The sequence below is a fragment of the uncultured Desulfosarcina sp. genome, assembly GCF_963664155.2.
Lineage (GTDB): Bacteria > Desulfobacterota > Desulfobacteria > Desulfobacterales > Desulfosarcinaceae > Desulfosarcina.
The window spans coordinates 1,192,572-1,208,389 of the sequence record NZ_CAXXXH010000001.1; the positions used below are offsets into that span (position 1 = coordinate 1,192,572).

Consider the following 15,818-nt stretch of genomic DNA (forward strand, 5'->3'; position numbering starts at 1 on the left):
TCTCCCGGTTTTACACCCATTCATTTTGAATCTCTCTGAAGAAAGGAAACAGTTGACAGGAATGAAAAGTCCGCCCTATAGTGGCATCTGGTAATACCAGAAACCATGAGAGGCTCAATGCAGGAACTACTTGCCCCCATTCAGGCACCCAGTCTGAAAGATGTTTTTATTGAACGTTTTGAATCGCTTATCCTGTCAGGCCAACTCAAAATCGGCCAGACGCTGCCCTCGGAGCGGGAACTTGCCCTGAACCTCGGAGTCAGCCGCCCCGTCGTCCATAAGGGACTGGTCGACCTGGAGGCCAAAGGCCTGGTCACCCTGACTCCCCGCGTCGGGGCGGTGGTCAATGATTATCGCCGGGAAGGCTCTTTGGCCCTGCTGAACTCGCTGGTAACCTATCAACAGGGGCGTCTGGAACCGGATCTCCAGACGAGCCTGCTGAACATGCGGCAGCTTTTTGAAGTGGAAACCGCCCGCCTGGCCGCCCTTCATCGAGAAGATGAACACCTGAATGCCATGCAGGAGGTCGTCGCGGAAGAAATGCAAATTCCGCTGCAGGACGTGGCCGGAATCACCGCCCTCGACTTCCGGTTCCATCATCTGCTGGCCCTCGCGTCCGGCAATTTGATCTACCCGATGCTGATCAACTCCTTCAAACAGGTGTATCTGAACCTGGCGGCCCAGTTCTTCGAAGACCCGGCCGTCGTCAAAACCGTGCATGCATTTCACCGCAAGATCTTCCGGGCCGTCGAAAACCATGATGAGCCCACGGCCGTCTCGACCATGCGTCACATGCTTGTCCACGGTGCCGATCAACTGCAGAAGGTGTCCCGCATTCTTTGATTTGACAGACGACCTAACAAAGCCGGCAATTCACACCCACCCGTGAATTTCCGGGGAGGAGGACCACAATGACCACTGCTGATCGGAATCGGGAAAGGCCTCTTTTAAAAGCGCCGGGACAGCTGTCCCCGCGAATCCAGTGGCTGAGGGACTATTACTTCAAAGGTGCCGACCGTCGATGGAACAACCAGTTCCTGGCCTGGTCAACCGGCACACCCTGGGACGTACAGTTCAACGAGATGACGTTCTATATCGTCCCGGAGACGTATGCGCTCCTGCAAACCCTGCGGGGATCGTTCCGCCAGGCGGCCCGTGACATCGATCTGCCGGATGAATTCTGGTCCTGGTCGCTGCCCGAACGGCGGGCCTGGTTTGTCAAAGACGTCATGGTGCATCACGTGCCCCGTGAAATCCTGCCCGGCGATCTGCTCGCCGGCGCCCGCTTCAACCTGCAGACGTCCCTGTGCCTCACGGAGGCGGAGCAGAAGGCCTTCGATGACGCCCTTCTGGGGAAAACCGGCGCCCGGAACCGCATGAAATGGTTCCACGACCATGGATACGGAAATACCGGCGCCACCAGCGGCCACCTCGTACCGGACCATGCCATGGCCCTGCAACTCGGCTGGCGCGGGATCCACGCCGATTTGTCAAAACGCTATGAAGACCTCACGCAGGCCGACCGGGAAAGCCCCCGTGGCGCCCAGTTGCGAGCCATGATGACCGCTGCCACCATGCCTCGTGAACTGGCTGCGGCATACAGCGGTCTGTGCAGTCGCCTGGCGGGTGAAACCGATGACGCGCAGCGGCGGCAGGAGCTGCGCCGCATGGCGGACAACCTGAAACGCGTCCCCTGGGAACCGCCCCGCGACTTCTGGGAAGCGGTCCAGGCCCTGTGGATCAACCACATGCTGGTCATGAGTGATGAGAACTATCCCGGCCCCGGGGTATCCTTCGGACGCATCGATCAATACCTGCTGCCTTACTGGAACGCCTCCCTCAGGGAGGGCATGGACCGCGAATTCGGCAAAGAGATCCTGAAATGTTTCTGGATCCACTGCAACACCGTTTACGACGCCATGATCCGCAACGGCCGCCAAGGCATCACCTCGGGCTTCGGCCAGCTCGTCACCCTGTCCGGCCTGGGTCCCGACGGAACGGACATGACTAACGATTTGACTTACGCCATCCTGGAAGTCATCGACGACATGTCTCCCATCCTGGAGCCCAAACCCAACGTGCGGCTGCACCGCGGCACACCGCCGGAACTTCTGGACAAGGTAGTGGCCATGATTTCCGGCAGCCAGGGAGCGCCTTTCCTGCTGAATTTCGACGAACGGTCCATGGCCGGCATGATGCGCGAAGCCGGCCGGGCCGGATGCACCGACCTGATCCGCCTGGACAACGTCCATGACTACGCCCCGGTGGGATGCCTGGAAAACACCATGGTGGGCAATGACCGGTCCGGCACGGTGGACAACAACCTCAACCTGTTGAAAGCCGTCGAACTGGCCCTGACCGGCGGCCGGGATCTGCTGCCCTTCCACAATCCCATGACCGGCAGGACCGAACCGGTTGCCCAGGACGGGCCGCCAACCGGAAACGCGGCCGCCCATGAAAGCTGGGAGAAATTCTGGAACTCCTATGCGGCCCAGACCGAATACATTATCCGCAAGTGCGCCGACACCTATGAAGCCTCGGAATCGGTAAGGGCGCGGTTTTTCCCGACCCCCTATCTCTCCTGCCTGGTCCGGGGATGCGCCGAAAAGGGGATGGATGTCACCCAAGGCGGGGCCGAGTTGAGTTTCACCACGCTCGAAGCCGTCACGTTCGCCACCACCGTGGACTCGCTGCTGGCGATTAAATATCTGGTATACGACAATCAGAAATGTTCCATGGCGGAACTGATCGAGGCCCTGAAAGCCAACTGGAAGGGGTTCGAGGTACTCCAGGCCATGGCCCGCAACAAAGCCCCCAAGTACGGACGCGACGATGACGAGGCCGATGCCATGGCCCGACAGGTCATGGACCTGTGGTGCGACCTGACTTGGCAGCAGCGCACGACATCAACCCATCGCCAGTTCAGGCCGGGTATGCTCAGTTGGAATTACTGGGCCGGCGACGGATTCGTTATGGCGGCCAGCGCCAACGGCCGTCCCCGAGGCCAGTTTCTGTCCAATGCCATCTGTCCCTCCAACGGCGCCGATATCAAGGGCCCCACGTCCAACGCCAACTCGGTGGGCAAAGTGTTGGGCGGACGGGCCCCGGACGGGCAGGCCGATTGGGGCGATACCTTCAACTGCCTGCCCAACGGCGCCAGCCATACCATCACCTTTCATCCGTCGATCATCCGCGACCCCGAGCACCGGAGCAAGTTCAAGGCCTTCCTTAAAGGGTATGCGGAGAACGGGGGCACCTGCCTCCAGGTGAACATGCTCGATCCGGACATGCTGCGGGATGCCCAGCAGCACCCGGAGGATTACCCCCATCTGCTGGTGCGCATCACCGGGTATAACGCCTACTTCACCGCCATCGGCAAGGAGTTGCAGAACGAGGTCATCGAACGGGTCAGCCATCAGGGTTATTGACGGAAAGTTGCCCGTAAAGGACGATTATGCGCGCTATCGAAAACCATCCGCCCAACGGCGACACGCGTCATCCGGAAGCGATGGTGTTTGAAATTCAAAGGCTTTCCACCGAAGACGGGCCGGGCATCCGCACCACGGTCTTCTTCAAGGGCTGCAGCCTCGCCTGCTCCTGGTGCCACAACCCGGAAAGCATTTCCGCGCGGCCCCAGCTGCACTGGATCGCCAGTCGTTGCATCGGTTGCGGTACCTGCTGCGCCATCTGCCCGGAGACGGCCCTGACCCTTTTGGAAGGCGGCCTGGCCATCGACCGGTCGCGCTGCACGCAATGCGGACAATGCGCCGCGAATTGCCCCTCAACGGCCATGGAGGTCATCGGCACGTGCTGGCGCCTCGACGACCTTGTTCACGAAGTCCTCAAAGATCGGGCCTATTTTTCCAATTCGGGGGGCGTAACGGCCGGTGGCGGCGAACCCGGCCTGCAGGCGCCTTTCCTGTCCGCTTTTTTTCGCACCCTGAAAGAGGCAGGCATTCACACGGCGGTCGACACCTGCGGGTGCTATCCGCGCCGCGCCTTGGACGAGTTCCTGCCCTTCACCGACATGGTTCTTTACGACCTCAAAGAGATCGACCCGGACCGCCACCGGGCGTTTACGGGACGTTCCAACGAACAGATCCTCGACAACCTGAAAGCCGTTGGATCCCGCATGACTGCCGGTGCGACTCCGCAGGCGCTGTGGATCCGCACGCCGGTCATTCCGGATGCCACGGCGACGGAGGCCAACATCGCCGGCCTCGGGCACTGGATCGCCGACCACTTGAAAGGTGCTGTGTCGCGCTGGGAGCTGTGTGCCTTCAATAATCTTTGCCGGGACAAGTATCTGAGGCTGGATCGCGACTGGCCCTTTAAATCCCACCCGCTGCTGTCACCAACCACGATGGAACGGCTGGCCGGCATTGCCCGTCGCTCCGGCGTCGACCCGGATATCGTGCATTGGAGCGGATCGACCCGGATGGACACGGAAACCGGCGATGCGGAAACGGATCAGCCAACACCGGCAACCATAGCCTGACATACCCAGGAAGGACGGCACCTCATGACCGCCACACGACCCTGCTTCACCGGAGATGATCAAAAGGCCTTTGAACCGGCCGAAAAGATCGGCATCGTGGCCTGCACCAATCCCGATGGCCAGCCCCACGTTTCGCTCATCACCTCGATCATGGCCCCCCGTCCCGACCAGATTACCCTGGGGGAATTCTGCCGGGGACTCAGCAAGCAGTATATCCAGCAGAACCCCCGCATCGCTTTTTTAATCATGACAATGGATCGCCGCCTGTGGCGCGGGCGGGCACGCTGGACTCACCTGCGCCGGGAAGGCCCCGAATATCAGCGATACAATGATATCCCCATGTTCCGCTACAACACCTACTTCGGCATCAATACGGTGCACTACCTGGACCTGGTGGAAACCTCGGTTCCCGAGCCGCTTCCCATGGCCGGCATCGTAGCCGGTACCCTGTTGACACGGCTGGGAAAGGGTGCCGCCGCCACTGGACGCACGGACCGGATTTTGAAACCCTTTGCCGAAGGGCTGTTCAACCGGATGGGTTCACTGAAATTTATCAGCTACATCGGAGCAAATGGCTTTCCGGAACTGGTGCCGGTCGTCCAGTGCCAGGCAGCCGACAGCCGGCGGCTTGCGTTCGCACCCCTGGCCTTCGGCGCGGAATTACGCCGCATAGAGGCCGGAACGAAGGTTGCCGTCTTCTGCCTGACCATGGGAATGGAAGACGTACTGATCCGTGGCACCTTTCGGGGCTTCAGACGCCGCCGCCTGGTTCCGCTGGGTATTGTGGATATCGAGTGGGTCTACAATTCCATGCCGCCGGCCCACGGCCAGATCTATCCGGAAGTCCCCCTGGAACCGGTTACCGAATTTTAGGATCACGGGATTAGGGATCGAACCAAAAGCAAGGTATTGATTCATCCAGCGTGGCCCAACCCCGGATCTCCACTCTGAGAAAACCGGTTACCGGGCACGGATCAAGTCTACGTTTTAGCTTGTTTAATTTCCCTTTTAACCACGGAATACACTGAAAACACGGAAGACGAAGATGATGAAAAATTTCTGTGTATTCTGTGTGTTCAGTGGTTTATGACCTGTAAAAAAATATGGCGACGACCACGTTTAAACCGCCCTTTTCGACCTCGAAAACATCGTTTTAAGCCTTGAATATGGCCCCGTTGTTATCCTGAATCCTTGATAATCGTTCATCCAGCTTGGTCCGACCCCGGATCCCACCGGATCCCAGTTGGTGTGGCCCGACCCCGCGTACCCGCATCGTACAGTAGGTTTAGATTGCCACATGGCATTTTTCGGTGGCGGTTTCCCGCTTTTTGCTTGATTTTTTAACCATTCGGATTTTATGATGAAATCACTATAAAGGGTTCGCGACGAATAGCGGCATCGCACACAGCTACCTTTTGCCCATTCCCTCTTCCCTCAACATCTGCTGATTCTGTTTAATCAGTTCGCTTTCATGCTGCTTCCGCACTTCGTGTGTGCAGGCCACTCCTTTCCACCTGAAAACACAGCTTTCTTTTTTATATAAGTTTCTCGGTAACACGTGAAAAACCGGCTATTACACAGAAAATAGGGTGGTTGACATGTCCCAGGTCGAAAATGAAACCATCGGAAAGCGGTTTATCGGATGCCTTATCGGCATGTTGCTGATCGCCGTTGCAATTTATACCGTCAGCCACCTGCTGGTGAAGGACCCTGTTTCCTGCCCGGAAGGTAAAACCGGGATGGATCCTTGCGGCAGTGCCGACTGCAGCGAGGATGCCGGCAAATTGAGCTGGAGAAATTTTGCCAGAATCGATCCCCGGGGACGGGTCAGGCTTCGAAACCCCGGTGAGATTGACTGGTACATCGGTGCTCAACGAGCCAAAACTATTCTTGAAGGTATCCGGGATCGAACAGAGGCGATGGATACGATTCGACGCCGGATTGATGAGAACATGGAGGAAATGGCCAGCTTGTTGCTGGACCGGGGCCCCGTGGATGAGTTGGCGGCGCTGATCATAGCCGGCCAATACGAGAAAGCGCGTTTACAGGTAAATACGGTTTTTTCGGGACAGTCGGTTCGTGATATCCGCCTGATTAAGACTGACCTGCTGGAGCTGGAGCAGCAACTGCTGCAGCAATGTCGGGATTTGGAGGATATGGCCCCACCATTGAGTTGCCTGTTTTTCTGGACATCGCCGACCTTATCGGTAATTGAGGTCCTGTTCTGGTCCTTTTTCGGAGTCCTGACGAATCTTTTGGTCAATTCAGCTGAATACCTGCGAAAAGGGAACTTTGCACCGGTGGAACGCTGGGTTGCCTACACCAAGCTCGTTTACGGCCCAATCCTTTCGGTGGTCCTGGTAATGGCCATTATCAACGGTTTCTTCGAGGTTGAGAGTTATCAGGTGCGGATATGGACCCTCCCGTTGGTCGGATTCATATTTGGATATGCGGCCCGCCGGGCCGCGAACCTGGTGGATAAAATCATCGAACGGTTTCTGGGAAAGGCAGAAAAAGGAATCGAGCAAGGGCCTGAAGCCGTTGCCGCCCGGCGTGCCGCCGTGGTCGAAGAATTTAAGAACGCCCTTCGACCGAGGAATATGGAAGAGCTGAAGTCCCAGGCCAAAGCACTGGCCCGGAAAATGACCGAGGCGGGGGCGGAAGGAAAAGGTGGTATGCAATGACGCCATTGAACGCTCTTTTAAGGGGTTTTGCCGTTCTGTTCTTGAGTGGGCTGCTGCTGACGGCCTGCGGGCCATCCGCGGGAGTAGTCCAGTTGGTGGACCGGACGATAGACAATCAAGCCATTCTGGCCCAAGAGCAACAGCGATCGTTGAACAACCAGCAACGGGTCGTCGATGCACTGCCCCATATCTATAAGGAAACTGCCGCTATCGCCATTGAGGAATGCCGAAAACGTGTCGATGTCAACATTCAGCTGTTAAAAGCGCGTATCGACGCAAGCGAACAGGAACTACGTAATCAATTCGAGCAACAAGCGTGGAATTTGATATCAGAATCATTCCCCGCCCAATTCGAAGCGATCTACCTGACACCAGTCAACGCACTGATTGAAAGAGAAAATAAGGCACTCATCCAATTGGACGAAAAACGCCGACGGCTGCCCAACGATGCTCCGACAACGGTGGCATATTACAAAAAAAAGGTTCAGGTGGCCTCATTGAGCCAGGTGGCATTTAAAGATCAAGCCGAATTAATGTTTAATCTGATGGAAAAACTGGAAACGGTGAGAGGGTCTATAAACCAGACCATCCAATATGAACTCGATAAGGTGAGAAACCAAGCCGACGACCTGAGCGACGGTGCCTGTATCGCCTCGGAAACGGTGCCGGATCAATTGGTAAAACTCCAAAACCAAATGGGGCGTCTTCATGACCCAATTATGAGCCTTCATAATGAGCAGAAAGCCGCGCTGGAAACCGTAGGCGCATACATCAATCGAAAAAGTCCCGTCGAATTGGTTATTGTCGGCGCTGGTCTGGCCACAAAGGAAAAACTCGGCAGCCTCAACAGACTGGTGGACCAGGGTCTGGCAGGGTTGCAGAGCGCCGTTTCCGGGGCCGGTCAAGACCTTATCGATACAGTTGAAGCAGGTTCGGCTGCAGTTAATCGAGATCTGGACCTTATCTTCAAACGGATCAGCAGCCTGATTGACTCGGAATTGGACGACCTCTCGGAAAATATTTTAACGGGGGCATCGAAAATGACCGGCAAGGTGTTGAAGAATTAGCCCAGCTGACATCCAAGGAAGGAGGGCAGCAAATGGTTTATAAACCCAAGCACAGCATTCCGGAAGAGGCCATCGAACTCAGTCCGGAAGCAAAAACCCTAGTGGCCGATGTTCGAAGCCAGATGGAATCTTGGATAGATGAACACGTTGACCGGCTCACAAAGGAGATGGGTGAGAAAATCAGCCAAGTTGCCAACGAGCTCAATGCCCAGGTAGAAGAAGTGCGCGGAGAGTTTAAGGCGGCGAGGGAAAAAACAGAGAAACTGTTGGCCAGTATTGAAACGTTGGCCTCTAACCTGGAATCCGGAGATGGCGAAACTCTTTCCGAGGCAATTCGCATGACCCGGGACCAGATTCTGGCCGTTAACGCAGAACTGGAGGCACGGGAAGCGCGGTGGACCGCGGTCGGGAAAGGCATTGTCAATACGGGTCTTAAAGCCGTCAGTTCCATCGTCAATATCCCTTTTCTGAGTTGACAGGACGAGGCGAACCATGAAGACGGGAATTATTAGGGATGTCGATATCGCACTGACAGACGCCCTGCCGGGGGGCAGGGCGGGCAGGCAACTTGCCGAAGGTGATGTCGTTGAAATTCTGGGCACCTGGCATCGGGTTCGCCTTGGAGACCAGGAAGGTTTCATACCTGCTGACGCCATCCGGCCGGGCGAGGACGGGAAGGATTCACCACCGGTGCCGGAATCGACGGTGGCGCCGCCCGCCGTCCTCTCAAAGATAGACATCCAGGTATTCAGGGGATCGGCAATAATTGGAGACAAATCGATAGAGTGCGATTCGGGTTTCAGCTCCTATTTGACCCGATTGGACAGCTACGCATCCCAGGCCGGTGTCGGTGTTTTCGTAACGCATTCCTTGCGCCAAAAAGACCGCTTACCAATCGGAGCCATTGTGCCCCCAGCCAAGCGATCCAATCACCTGGTAGGGCACGCCATTGACATGAACATTTTCATGGGCAATCGAAATCCCTGGTTCAACTCCAAAAAACTGAAGCGTTCCAACCTTCGCAACCTGCCACTGGAAGTCCGGACGTTCATTGACATGATACGCGATGACGACGTGTTGCGCTGGGGCGGTGATTTCGTAAAAGAAGACCCGGTTCACATCGACGACAATTTATACGGCCGCGCGCCTGATGTCTGGATGAAAAAATTTGAAGCTCTCTGACCGCCCCCTATTTCTCATCAGCAACAATTGAACAACCGTATAAGTTAAGAGAGGGGTAATTATTAAAGCTTAAACTGAGCGTTTCAAATTTTTTCGGATGATAGATGGTTGTCATTTAATTGAATATTTCCGAAATCTATCCTGAAAAATTTAAAACCCGTTGGGATTGTCGATCTCACCGCATCTGCGGCGTCAGACGCCTTCCCGCATAGGCGACTATAGCGGAAAAGCATCTTCCTTGTATCTGCGGCAAGCTCGACAATCGCTCAGTTTTGGTAAAACCTATCTCAAAAATAGACCGGCAACAAAAGGTACCACCGGCGTCATGCCGGACTTAATCCGGCATCAAAGGCTTCGTTCCAGGTTAATTTTGGTTTCGATAAGAAACAGGTCCACACCGGCGGCCTCGATAATTTGGGCCTGGTGGACATAGAGGTCTTTGGCCCGCTCTACCGTCATGCTGCCCATGGGGGAAAACATTTCTCCCACGGAACCCAAATCCCCGGCCACATATTGTCCTGGCTTCGCCGCCGCCTTTGCGTGCTTAACCGCTTCGGTGTTGATGATCTCAACACCCTCCTTGATGCCCATTTTTTCCAGCTTAAGGGACGAGGCGCCAAACGTATTGGCGGTTGCCACATCCGCCCCCGCATCAAAATAGGCCTGGTGTATTTCCTGTATTACCTCAGGGCGGTCAATATTCCATTTTTCTGCGCACTCACCCCCCTTGAGCCCTCGGGAGATAAGCATGGATCCCATGCCACCGTCCACAACCAGCCCGTCCTGTTTGACTTTCTCGATAAGTTCCATCTGATCATGCCCTCTTTTTTTCTTCACTTTTCGACCACGGGATACACGGATCACACGGAAGACGCAGATGATGATCGATTTCCGTGTATTGTGTGTTCCGTGGCAGCTAATCCTTAACGGACGATGCCGGCTCCACCTCCACCCGACTGCAGTGAAACGCACAGGTGTCGCCGGCGTCGGTCAGTCGCTGGCTGGTCAGCTGGTTGGCCCCCCTACCTCCCCGATGAAAGCCGGGCCAGCGAAGCCCTTCGGCGACCAGCAGCCCTGGCCGGGTATCCGCGGTCACCCTGGCCGTCAGGCAGCATTCGCCGCGATCGTTATGGACGCGAACCAGGTCGCCGCTGGCGATCCTGCGGGCGGCGGCTGTCCCGGGGTGGATCAGGACGACAGGTGGTCCGGCCTCCTCCCTGAGGGCGGCGATTTCGTTGAACGCCGAGTTGAGAAAAAGACGGTGGGGCGGCGTGATGAACTCCAGCGGGAATCGTTCACCGCCCTCCGGGTCTCGAACCGGACGGCCATCGGGAAGCGGATCGAGTCCCTTCGCTTCCCAGGCCCGGGAGTAGAACTCCACCTTGCCCGAGGGGGTGTTGAAGGATTGGGCGTACGGGTTGTCCGGGATATTGAGGGGCACGGCGCAACCGGATCGGACCCGGTTGGCATCGACATCGACCATATACGGTGACGGCTCCTTCAGCAGCCTGTCGACACACTGGTCTTCCGTCAGGGAAAAGACATCCTCCGCAAAACCCATCCTTGCCGCCAGGTCCTGGAAGATGGCCAGCGTCGAACGGCTCAGGCCCACCGGCGGGATGACCGGCTCCGCCAGCTGGATACAGTTGTGGCCGTAAGCCCGGTAGAGGTCCTTGACTTCCAGGAAGCTGGCCCCCGGGAGGATGATATCAGCCATACGGGCCGTGTCCGTCATGAACATCTCCTGCACCGAGACGAACAGGTCTTCCCGGGCCAGGCCGGCCATGACCGGGCGCGACTGGGGGGCCACCGCCGCCGGGTTGGAGAGATACACATGCAGGTATTTGATCGGCGGGCCTTCCAGTTCCGTCAGGGCGTGGCCCAGATGGACCATGTTGACCTTGCGGGTGCCCGGCGGGCAGAGATCGGGCCGGGTCAAAAAAGAGAGGTCGGACGGTGCACCGCCCAGGCTGCGGGTGATCCCGGCGCCGGGCTGCTTGAAGGCGCCCACCAGGCCCGGGAGAAGGGCGATCGTCCGCATGGCCATCGCCCCGCCCAATTGGCGGCTCGGTCCCCAGCCGGTGCGGATGTATGGTGCGCCGGCACGGCCATATGCCCGGGCCAGTTCCCTGACCGCCCCGGCTGAAATGCCGCAGATGGCGGCCGCCTTCTCCGCCGGATACATGGCCGCCCGCGCCTTGAGGGCATCAAATCCCACGGTTCTCGTCTTGATAAACGCATGATCGATCAGGTCATCGGCGATCAGCACGTTCATCATCCCCAGAGCCAGGGCGGCATCGGTCCCCGGCCGGAGCATCAGGTGGGTGTCGGCCCGCCTGGCGGTCTCGGTCCGGTAGGGATCGATAACCGTCAGCCGCGCACCGTTTTTTCTGGCCTTTTGGAAAAAGGGCCAGGCATGCAGGTTGGTGGTCAAGGTGTTCGATCCCCAGATGATGATGAAGTCGGAGGCGGCGGCCGCACTGATGGCGGTCGACGGCCCGCTCCCCAAGCTGGCCTCGAAGCCGGCGCCGGCCGCCGGTCCGCAGATGGTCGGGATCAGCCGGCTGGCCCCCAGCCGGTGAAAAAAAGCGTGGCCCGCGTGGCGATGCACAAGGCCCATGTGCCCGGCATAATAATAGGGTAGAATTGCCTCGGGGCCGTGTTCCGCCGCAACCGCGGCCATGCGCCCGGCAATCTCCCCCAGGGCTTCGTCCCAGGTGACCGTCGCGAACCTACCCGAGCCCTTGGGACCGGTTCGTTTCAGCGGCGCCAGAATCCGTTCGGCGGTGTGGACATGCTCCGGGAAATACCCCGCTTTGCGACAAATGAAACCCCGGGTGACCGGATGGTCCGGATCACCCTTGACGGCCGTTATCCTTCCTGCTTCAACCTTGACCAGCAAGCCGCAGGTATCCGGGCAGTCCTTGGTACACACGGAACGTTTCCACATGGCAACCCTTCCCATCCATTTCAGTCAGCGCTTCACGCGAAGCCGCATAAACAAGGATATGCGTGGACCGCATCATCTTCACCTCCCACCATTACCTGCCTTTTCCACTGCTTCACAAGGTCTTTTTTGTCTTCTGTGTGTTCGATGCTTTCCAACCCTTAAAAAAACCAGGGTGCGCCTTTTTTTTAACCACGGAATAAACGGATCACACGGAAAGATAGAATCAATAGTTCCGTGTGATCCGTGTTTTCCGTGGTTCCAACTTTCAAAAAACCAAGGCACTCCCTCCCCTTGAATGCCGGACCGCTGGAAGCGGTTGATCAGGTAAAATCGCGGTCCGTGACACGCCGGGAGTATCAACCTCCTTCTTGAATTAGTCCAGAATCGGTTCTAATATGGATGCCATGTTGAATATCGCTCCTTTCAGACAGAAGCCCGGCTATTGCGGCCCGGCATCGTTAAAAATCGTGCTGGGTTATCTGGGCGTCAAAATCACGGAAAAGAAACTGGCGCTGATATCCGGCTGCAGCCCGTCCTCCGGGACCGGGGCGGAGGGGTTGGTGGGCGCCGCCCGGAAATTCGGCTTCCGCGCCCGGGTGAAGGATCTTTCGGATCTGGAAGATATCAGGGAGTGGGTCAGCCGCAAAAAGATTCCGGTCATCGTCGATTGGTTTGCCTTCGAAGGCGGTCACTATTCGGTGGTCAGCGGCATCGACCGGGAGAACATCTACCTCGAAGATCCGAGCCTGGGTCATCGGCGGGCGCTGAAGCTGTCGACGTTCATGCGACTGTGGTTCGACTTTCCCGGCAACTACCTCCAATCCAGAGACGATTTGATCATCCGGCGGATGATCATCATCGACAGGCGCATCCGCGATGAACGGCTGCGAACAACCACCGGTTACTATGAAAAACTGGAGGAGCTGTCGGCCGGACGGCGCGATATCGAGATTACCCGGCACCGCCTCGATTACCCTGGCGCCGGATACGATTTTTACCGGATCGTCTCGCGCGGCGCCAAGCCAGACGACCGGTTCATGCTCATCCGCGCAGGAATCCACGGGGACGAAGTGGCCGGCCCGCTGAGCCTCATCCGCTATTTCGACCGCCTGTTCGACTATGCCCACAAACGCGGGGTCAAGCTCATCGTCTATCCGCTCGGCAACCCGGCAGGCTACGATGCCCGGCAGCGCTACAACACCGCTGAGGGCGAGGGGACCGGCGTCAACAACGATTTCCTGCGCTACGAGCTCGTCAATGGGAATCGGGTGGATGATATCCGCCGCGGTGCGACGTTCAAACGCTGGTACTGGTCGTCCGACAGCCGGCTGAACCTGGATCTGCCGGCCGAAACACGCCTCATGCACCAGCTTCTTCGGCGCGAGCCGATAGAGAACATCGTCGCGGCCCTCGACCTGCACCAGGACACCATCTCGCGCGTCGGCCAGGCCGCCGCCTACCACTACGCCTTTGGTGATCTCCCGGTTTACGGCCGGATCGTGGGGGCGATCCGTAAAATCGTGCCGGTTCTCGATCACAAGGTGATCAGCGCCGGCCAAGGCAGCGGCATGCGGACCGACGGGGACGGCTTCATCGTCCGGCACGACGGCACACTGGGCGACCTGTTGCACCGCCTGGGGGTGGCCCATACGGTAACGGCCGAAACTTCGGGCAGGACGCCCATCGATACGGCCTGCCGGGTCAACTGGCATTGGGCCAGTGGGTTGATCGACCTGGCGGCCAGAAAACGCGCCACCGTCAAACGGCATCTGTCCAGCGAGGTCGCCCGGCCGCTCAGAAAAAAAACGAACGCGCATCGCCTGGTCAAGGCCGGCCGGATCACCACCGACGACGGCGTCCATCCCCTGTACGCGGCCGTGACCCGCAATTATTCCGGCGACCTTCCCCGCATCATCCTCTCGGCCGGCATTCACGGCGAAGAACCGGCCGGGGTTTACGCCCTCCTGGAATTCATCGAGCGGGGCATCGACCGCTACCTGAGGCATTTTTCATTCCTGATCCTGCCCTGCCTCAACCCCTACGGCTTCACCCGCAGTGTGCGCTACGCCAGCGGCGGCACCGACCTGAACCGGGCCTTCGGCAAGGCTGCCGGGTTGCCGGAAGTCGCGGCGGTCAAGGATCTGCTCCACCAGTTTCCCGGTCCCTATCGCCTGGCCGTCGACCTGCATGAAACCGACACGTATATGCCGCGGGGCGAGGCCTTTTCGGTGGAGGATATACCGGCCGGCTTCTACCTTTACGAAACCGCCTCGAGCGGGCACCCGGTTCTCGGCCCGTCGATCCTGAAAGCCCTTTCCACCGCCGGCTATCCCATCACCGGACGCCGGTCGGTCTATGGCGCCGAGTGCCGCGACGGCCTCATCAGCGCTATGTCTCCCGACGACCCCGATTACCCCACGCTGCCCGAATTCAACAGCACGCTGGACTGGTATCTGCTCAAGAAAGGCCGCACGCACCATTCGATCACCACCGAAACACCCACCGCCTGGCCCCTCAGGCGACGAATCGCCGCCCACAAAAAAGCGCTGACCGGTGCACTGGACCAGCTCAAAAAAAGCCTGTAATCGAAGCATGGCGTTGTTTTTTCGGGATGCCGACGATTGAATTTTCTTCTTAACCACGCAAAACACGGAAGAAGAATAGGATGAAAATTTCTGTGTATTCGGTGTGTTCCGTGGTTTCCATTTTTAAAACATTACCGCGCTTTTGTCCTAAGCCGTTGGTCATCGTTTACCAAGCCTGGTTCGACCTCGGCCCATTGGATATCAAACAAAAATTCGGATATGCGCAGGTTCCACATCTGTATGGATTCGATCATCACCAGAATAAAAACCTGATAGTCGCCTTTGACGAAAAAGACGTTTTCAGATTTTCTACCCCGGTTCATGAAATGATACCAGGCGTCCGGGTATTCGATTTAGTGGGTGGGAAATTACGGAGAGAATGTCATGATATCAAGTAAGAGTCAAAAGCAGTATTGATCCCTAAGTTAAAAAATTAAACGCTTACGCACTTATAAGCTGAGAAAGCTTAAGTTTTAAATTTTCAATTTGTTTTAACTCATGCTGCCAAACACGTATTACAAACCAGCCTTTGTTGATAAGTTCCTCTGTCACCTCCTTATCTCGCTCAACATTCCTTTCAAGTTTTCTTTTCCAAAAGCTTCCATTTGTTTTAGGAATTTTACCGTGAATAGGGCAACCATGCCAAAAACATCCATCAACAAAGACAACTATTTTCAATTTTTGGAAAGTAAAATCCGGCTTTCCAGATATTGGAATCTTTCGGCGCCAACCTTTGATTCCTAACTCTTTAAAAATTTTAATCATTTTTATTTCAGTGGCCTTATTACCACTGGATCGAACGCGTGACATTATGTCGGATCTTTTATCCTTTCCGTATATGTCAACCATGTT

13 protein-coding genes are annotated in these 15,818 nt (G+C 57.0%); 10 read left to right on the top strand and 3 right to left on the bottom strand.

Going from position 1 to position 15,818, the window contains the following annotated elements:
- The first annotated feature begins 117 nt into the window (after positions 1–117).
- The 8 genes from ACHZBS_RS05320 (at position 118) to ACHZBS_RS05355 (ending at position 9,431) form a co-directional block, all read left to right on the top strand.
- Positions 118–843 carry an FCD domain-containing protein gene (locus ACHZBS_RS05320; protein ID WP_319405486.1) on the top strand — a complete coding sequence of 242 codons (726 nt, stop codon included), beginning with the start codon at positions 118–120 and terminating at the stop codon, positions 841–843.
- Between the two features lie 68 nt (positions 844–911).
- Positions 912–3,428 (top strand): pyruvate formate lyase family protein, encoded by a 2,517-nt coding sequence (locus ACHZBS_RS05325; RefSeq protein ID WP_319405487.1) that lies wholly within the window; start codon positions 912–914, stop codon positions 3,426–3,428.
- Between the two features lie 26 nt (positions 3,429–3,454).
- Complete coding sequence (locus tag ACHZBS_RS05330; protein ID WP_319405488.1) at positions 3,455–4,498, top strand: glycyl-radical enzyme activating protein; 1,044 nt, start codon at positions 3,455–3,457, stop codon at positions 4,496–4,498.
- Between the two features lie 24 nt (positions 4,499–4,522).
- Positions 4,523–5,371, top strand: a complete 849-nt coding sequence (locus tag ACHZBS_RS05335; protein ID WP_319405489.1) for a hypothetical protein — start codon at positions 4,523–4,525, stop codon at positions 5,369–5,371.
- A gap of 725 nt (positions 5,372–6,096) precedes the next feature.
- Positions 6,097–7,182 carry a hypothetical protein gene (locus ACHZBS_RS05340; RefSeq protein WP_319405490.1) on the top strand — a complete coding sequence of 362 codons (1,086 nt, stop codon included), beginning with the start codon at positions 6,097–6,099 and terminating at the stop codon, positions 7,180–7,182.
- 92 nt (positions 7,183–7,274) lie between these two features.
- Complete coding sequence (locus tag ACHZBS_RS05345; RefSeq protein WP_319405491.1) at positions 7,275–8,249, top strand: hypothetical protein; 975 nt, start codon at positions 7,275–7,277, stop codon at positions 8,247–8,249.
- 32 nt (positions 8,250–8,281) lie between these two features.
- Positions 8,282–8,725, top strand: coding sequence for a hypothetical protein (locus tag ACHZBS_RS05350; protein ID WP_319405492.1), 444 nt, complete (start codon positions 8,282–8,284; stop codon positions 8,723–8,725).
- A 16-nt stretch (positions 8,726–8,741) separates the two neighbouring features.
- Complete coding sequence (locus ACHZBS_RS05355; protein ID WP_319405493.1) at positions 8,742–9,431, top strand: M15 family metallopeptidase; 690 nt, start codon at positions 8,742–8,744, stop codon at positions 9,429–9,431.
- A gap of 345 nt (positions 9,432–9,776) precedes the next feature.
- On the opposite strand, the gene ACHZBS_RS05360 is transcribed toward ACHZBS_RS05355, so the two are convergent.
- Positions 9,777–10,241 carry a homocysteine S-methyltransferase family protein gene (locus ACHZBS_RS05360; protein WP_319405494.1) on the bottom strand — a complete coding sequence of 155 codons (465 nt, stop codon included), beginning with the start codon at positions 10,239–10,241 and terminating at the stop codon, positions 9,777–9,779.
- Between the two features lie 106 nt (positions 10,242–10,347).
- Positions 10,348–12,381: a molybdopterin-dependent oxidoreductase gene (locus tag ACHZBS_RS05365; RefSeq protein WP_319405495.1), complete on the bottom strand. Its 2,034-nt coding sequence runs from the start codon at positions 12,379–12,381 to the stop codon at positions 10,348–10,350.
- A 404-nt stretch (positions 12,382–12,785) separates the two neighbouring features.
- Here ACHZBS_RS05365 and ACHZBS_RS05370 point away from each other — a divergent pair, with 404 nt between their 5' ends.
- Together ACHZBS_RS05370 and ACHZBS_RS05375 are read left to right on the top strand one after the other, a co-directional pair.
- On the top strand, positions 12,786–14,966 hold the full coding sequence (locus ACHZBS_RS05370; RefSeq protein ID WP_319405496.1) for a succinylglutamate desuccinylase/aspartoacylase family protein: 2,181 nt from the start codon (positions 12,786–12,788) through the stop codon (positions 14,964–14,966).
- An 80-nt stretch (positions 14,967–15,046) separates the two neighbouring features.
- Positions 15,047–15,364 carry a hypothetical protein gene (locus ACHZBS_RS05375; RefSeq protein WP_319405497.1) on the top strand — a complete coding sequence of 106 codons (318 nt, stop codon included), beginning with the start codon at positions 15,047–15,049 and terminating at the stop codon, positions 15,362–15,364.
- Positions 15,365–15,407: 43 nt separating this feature from the next.
- On the opposite strand, the gene ACHZBS_RS05380 is transcribed toward ACHZBS_RS05375, so the two are convergent.
- Positions 15,408–15,815, bottom strand: coding sequence for a very short patch repair endonuclease (locus ACHZBS_RS05380; RefSeq protein WP_319405498.1), 408 nt, complete (start codon positions 15,813–15,815; stop codon positions 15,408–15,410).
- Positions 15,816–15,818 lie beyond the last annotated feature (3 nt).

What these genes read in the sequence shown, in the direction of transcription:
- ACHZBS_RS05325 (WP_319405487.1), top strand. Translation starts at nt 912, where the DNA reads ATGACCACTGCTGATCGGAATCGGGAAAGGCCTCTTTTAAAAGCGCCG.
- ACHZBS_RS05365 (WP_319405495.1), bottom strand. Translation starts at nt 12,381, where the DNA reads ATGTGGAAACGTTCCGTGTGTACCAAGGACTGCCCGGATACCTGCGGC.
- ACHZBS_RS05380 (WP_319405498.1), bottom strand. Translation starts at nt 15,815, where the DNA reads ATGGTTGACATATACGGAAAGGATAAAAGATCCGACATAATGTCACGC.
- ACHZBS_RS05355 (WP_319405493.1), top strand. Translation starts at nt 8,742, where the DNA reads ATGAAGACGGGAATTATTAGGGATGTCGATATCGCACTGACAGACGCC.
- ACHZBS_RS05370 (WP_319405496.1), top strand. Translation starts at nt 12,786, where the DNA reads ATGTTGAATATCGCTCCTTTCAGACAGAAGCCCGGCTATTGCGGCCCG.
- ACHZBS_RS05330 (WP_319405488.1), top strand. Translation starts at nt 3,455, where the DNA reads ATGCGCGCTATCGAAAACCATCCGCCCAACGGCGACACGCGTCATCCG.
- ACHZBS_RS05335 (WP_319405489.1), top strand. Translation starts at nt 4,523, where the DNA reads ATGACCGCCACACGACCCTGCTTCACCGGAGATGATCAAAAGGCCTTT.
- ACHZBS_RS05340 (WP_319405490.1), top strand. Translation starts at nt 6,097, where the DNA reads ATGTCCCAGGTCGAAAATGAAACCATCGGAAAGCGGTTTATCGGATGC.
- ACHZBS_RS05350 (WP_319405492.1), top strand. Translation starts at nt 8,282, where the DNA reads ATGGTTTATAAACCCAAGCACAGCATTCCGGAAGAGGCCATCGAACTC.
- ACHZBS_RS05375 (WP_319405497.1), top strand. Translation starts at nt 15,047, where the DNA reads ATGAAAATTTCTGTGTATTCGGTGTGTTCCGTGGTTTCCATTTTTAAA.
- ACHZBS_RS05320 (WP_319405486.1), top strand. Translation starts at nt 118, where the DNA reads ATGCAGGAACTACTTGCCCCCATTCAGGCACCCAGTCTGAAAGATGTT.
- ACHZBS_RS05360 (WP_319405494.1), bottom strand. Translation starts at nt 10,241, where the DNA reads ATGGAACTTATCGAGAAAGTCAAACAGGACGGGCTGGTTGTGGACGGT.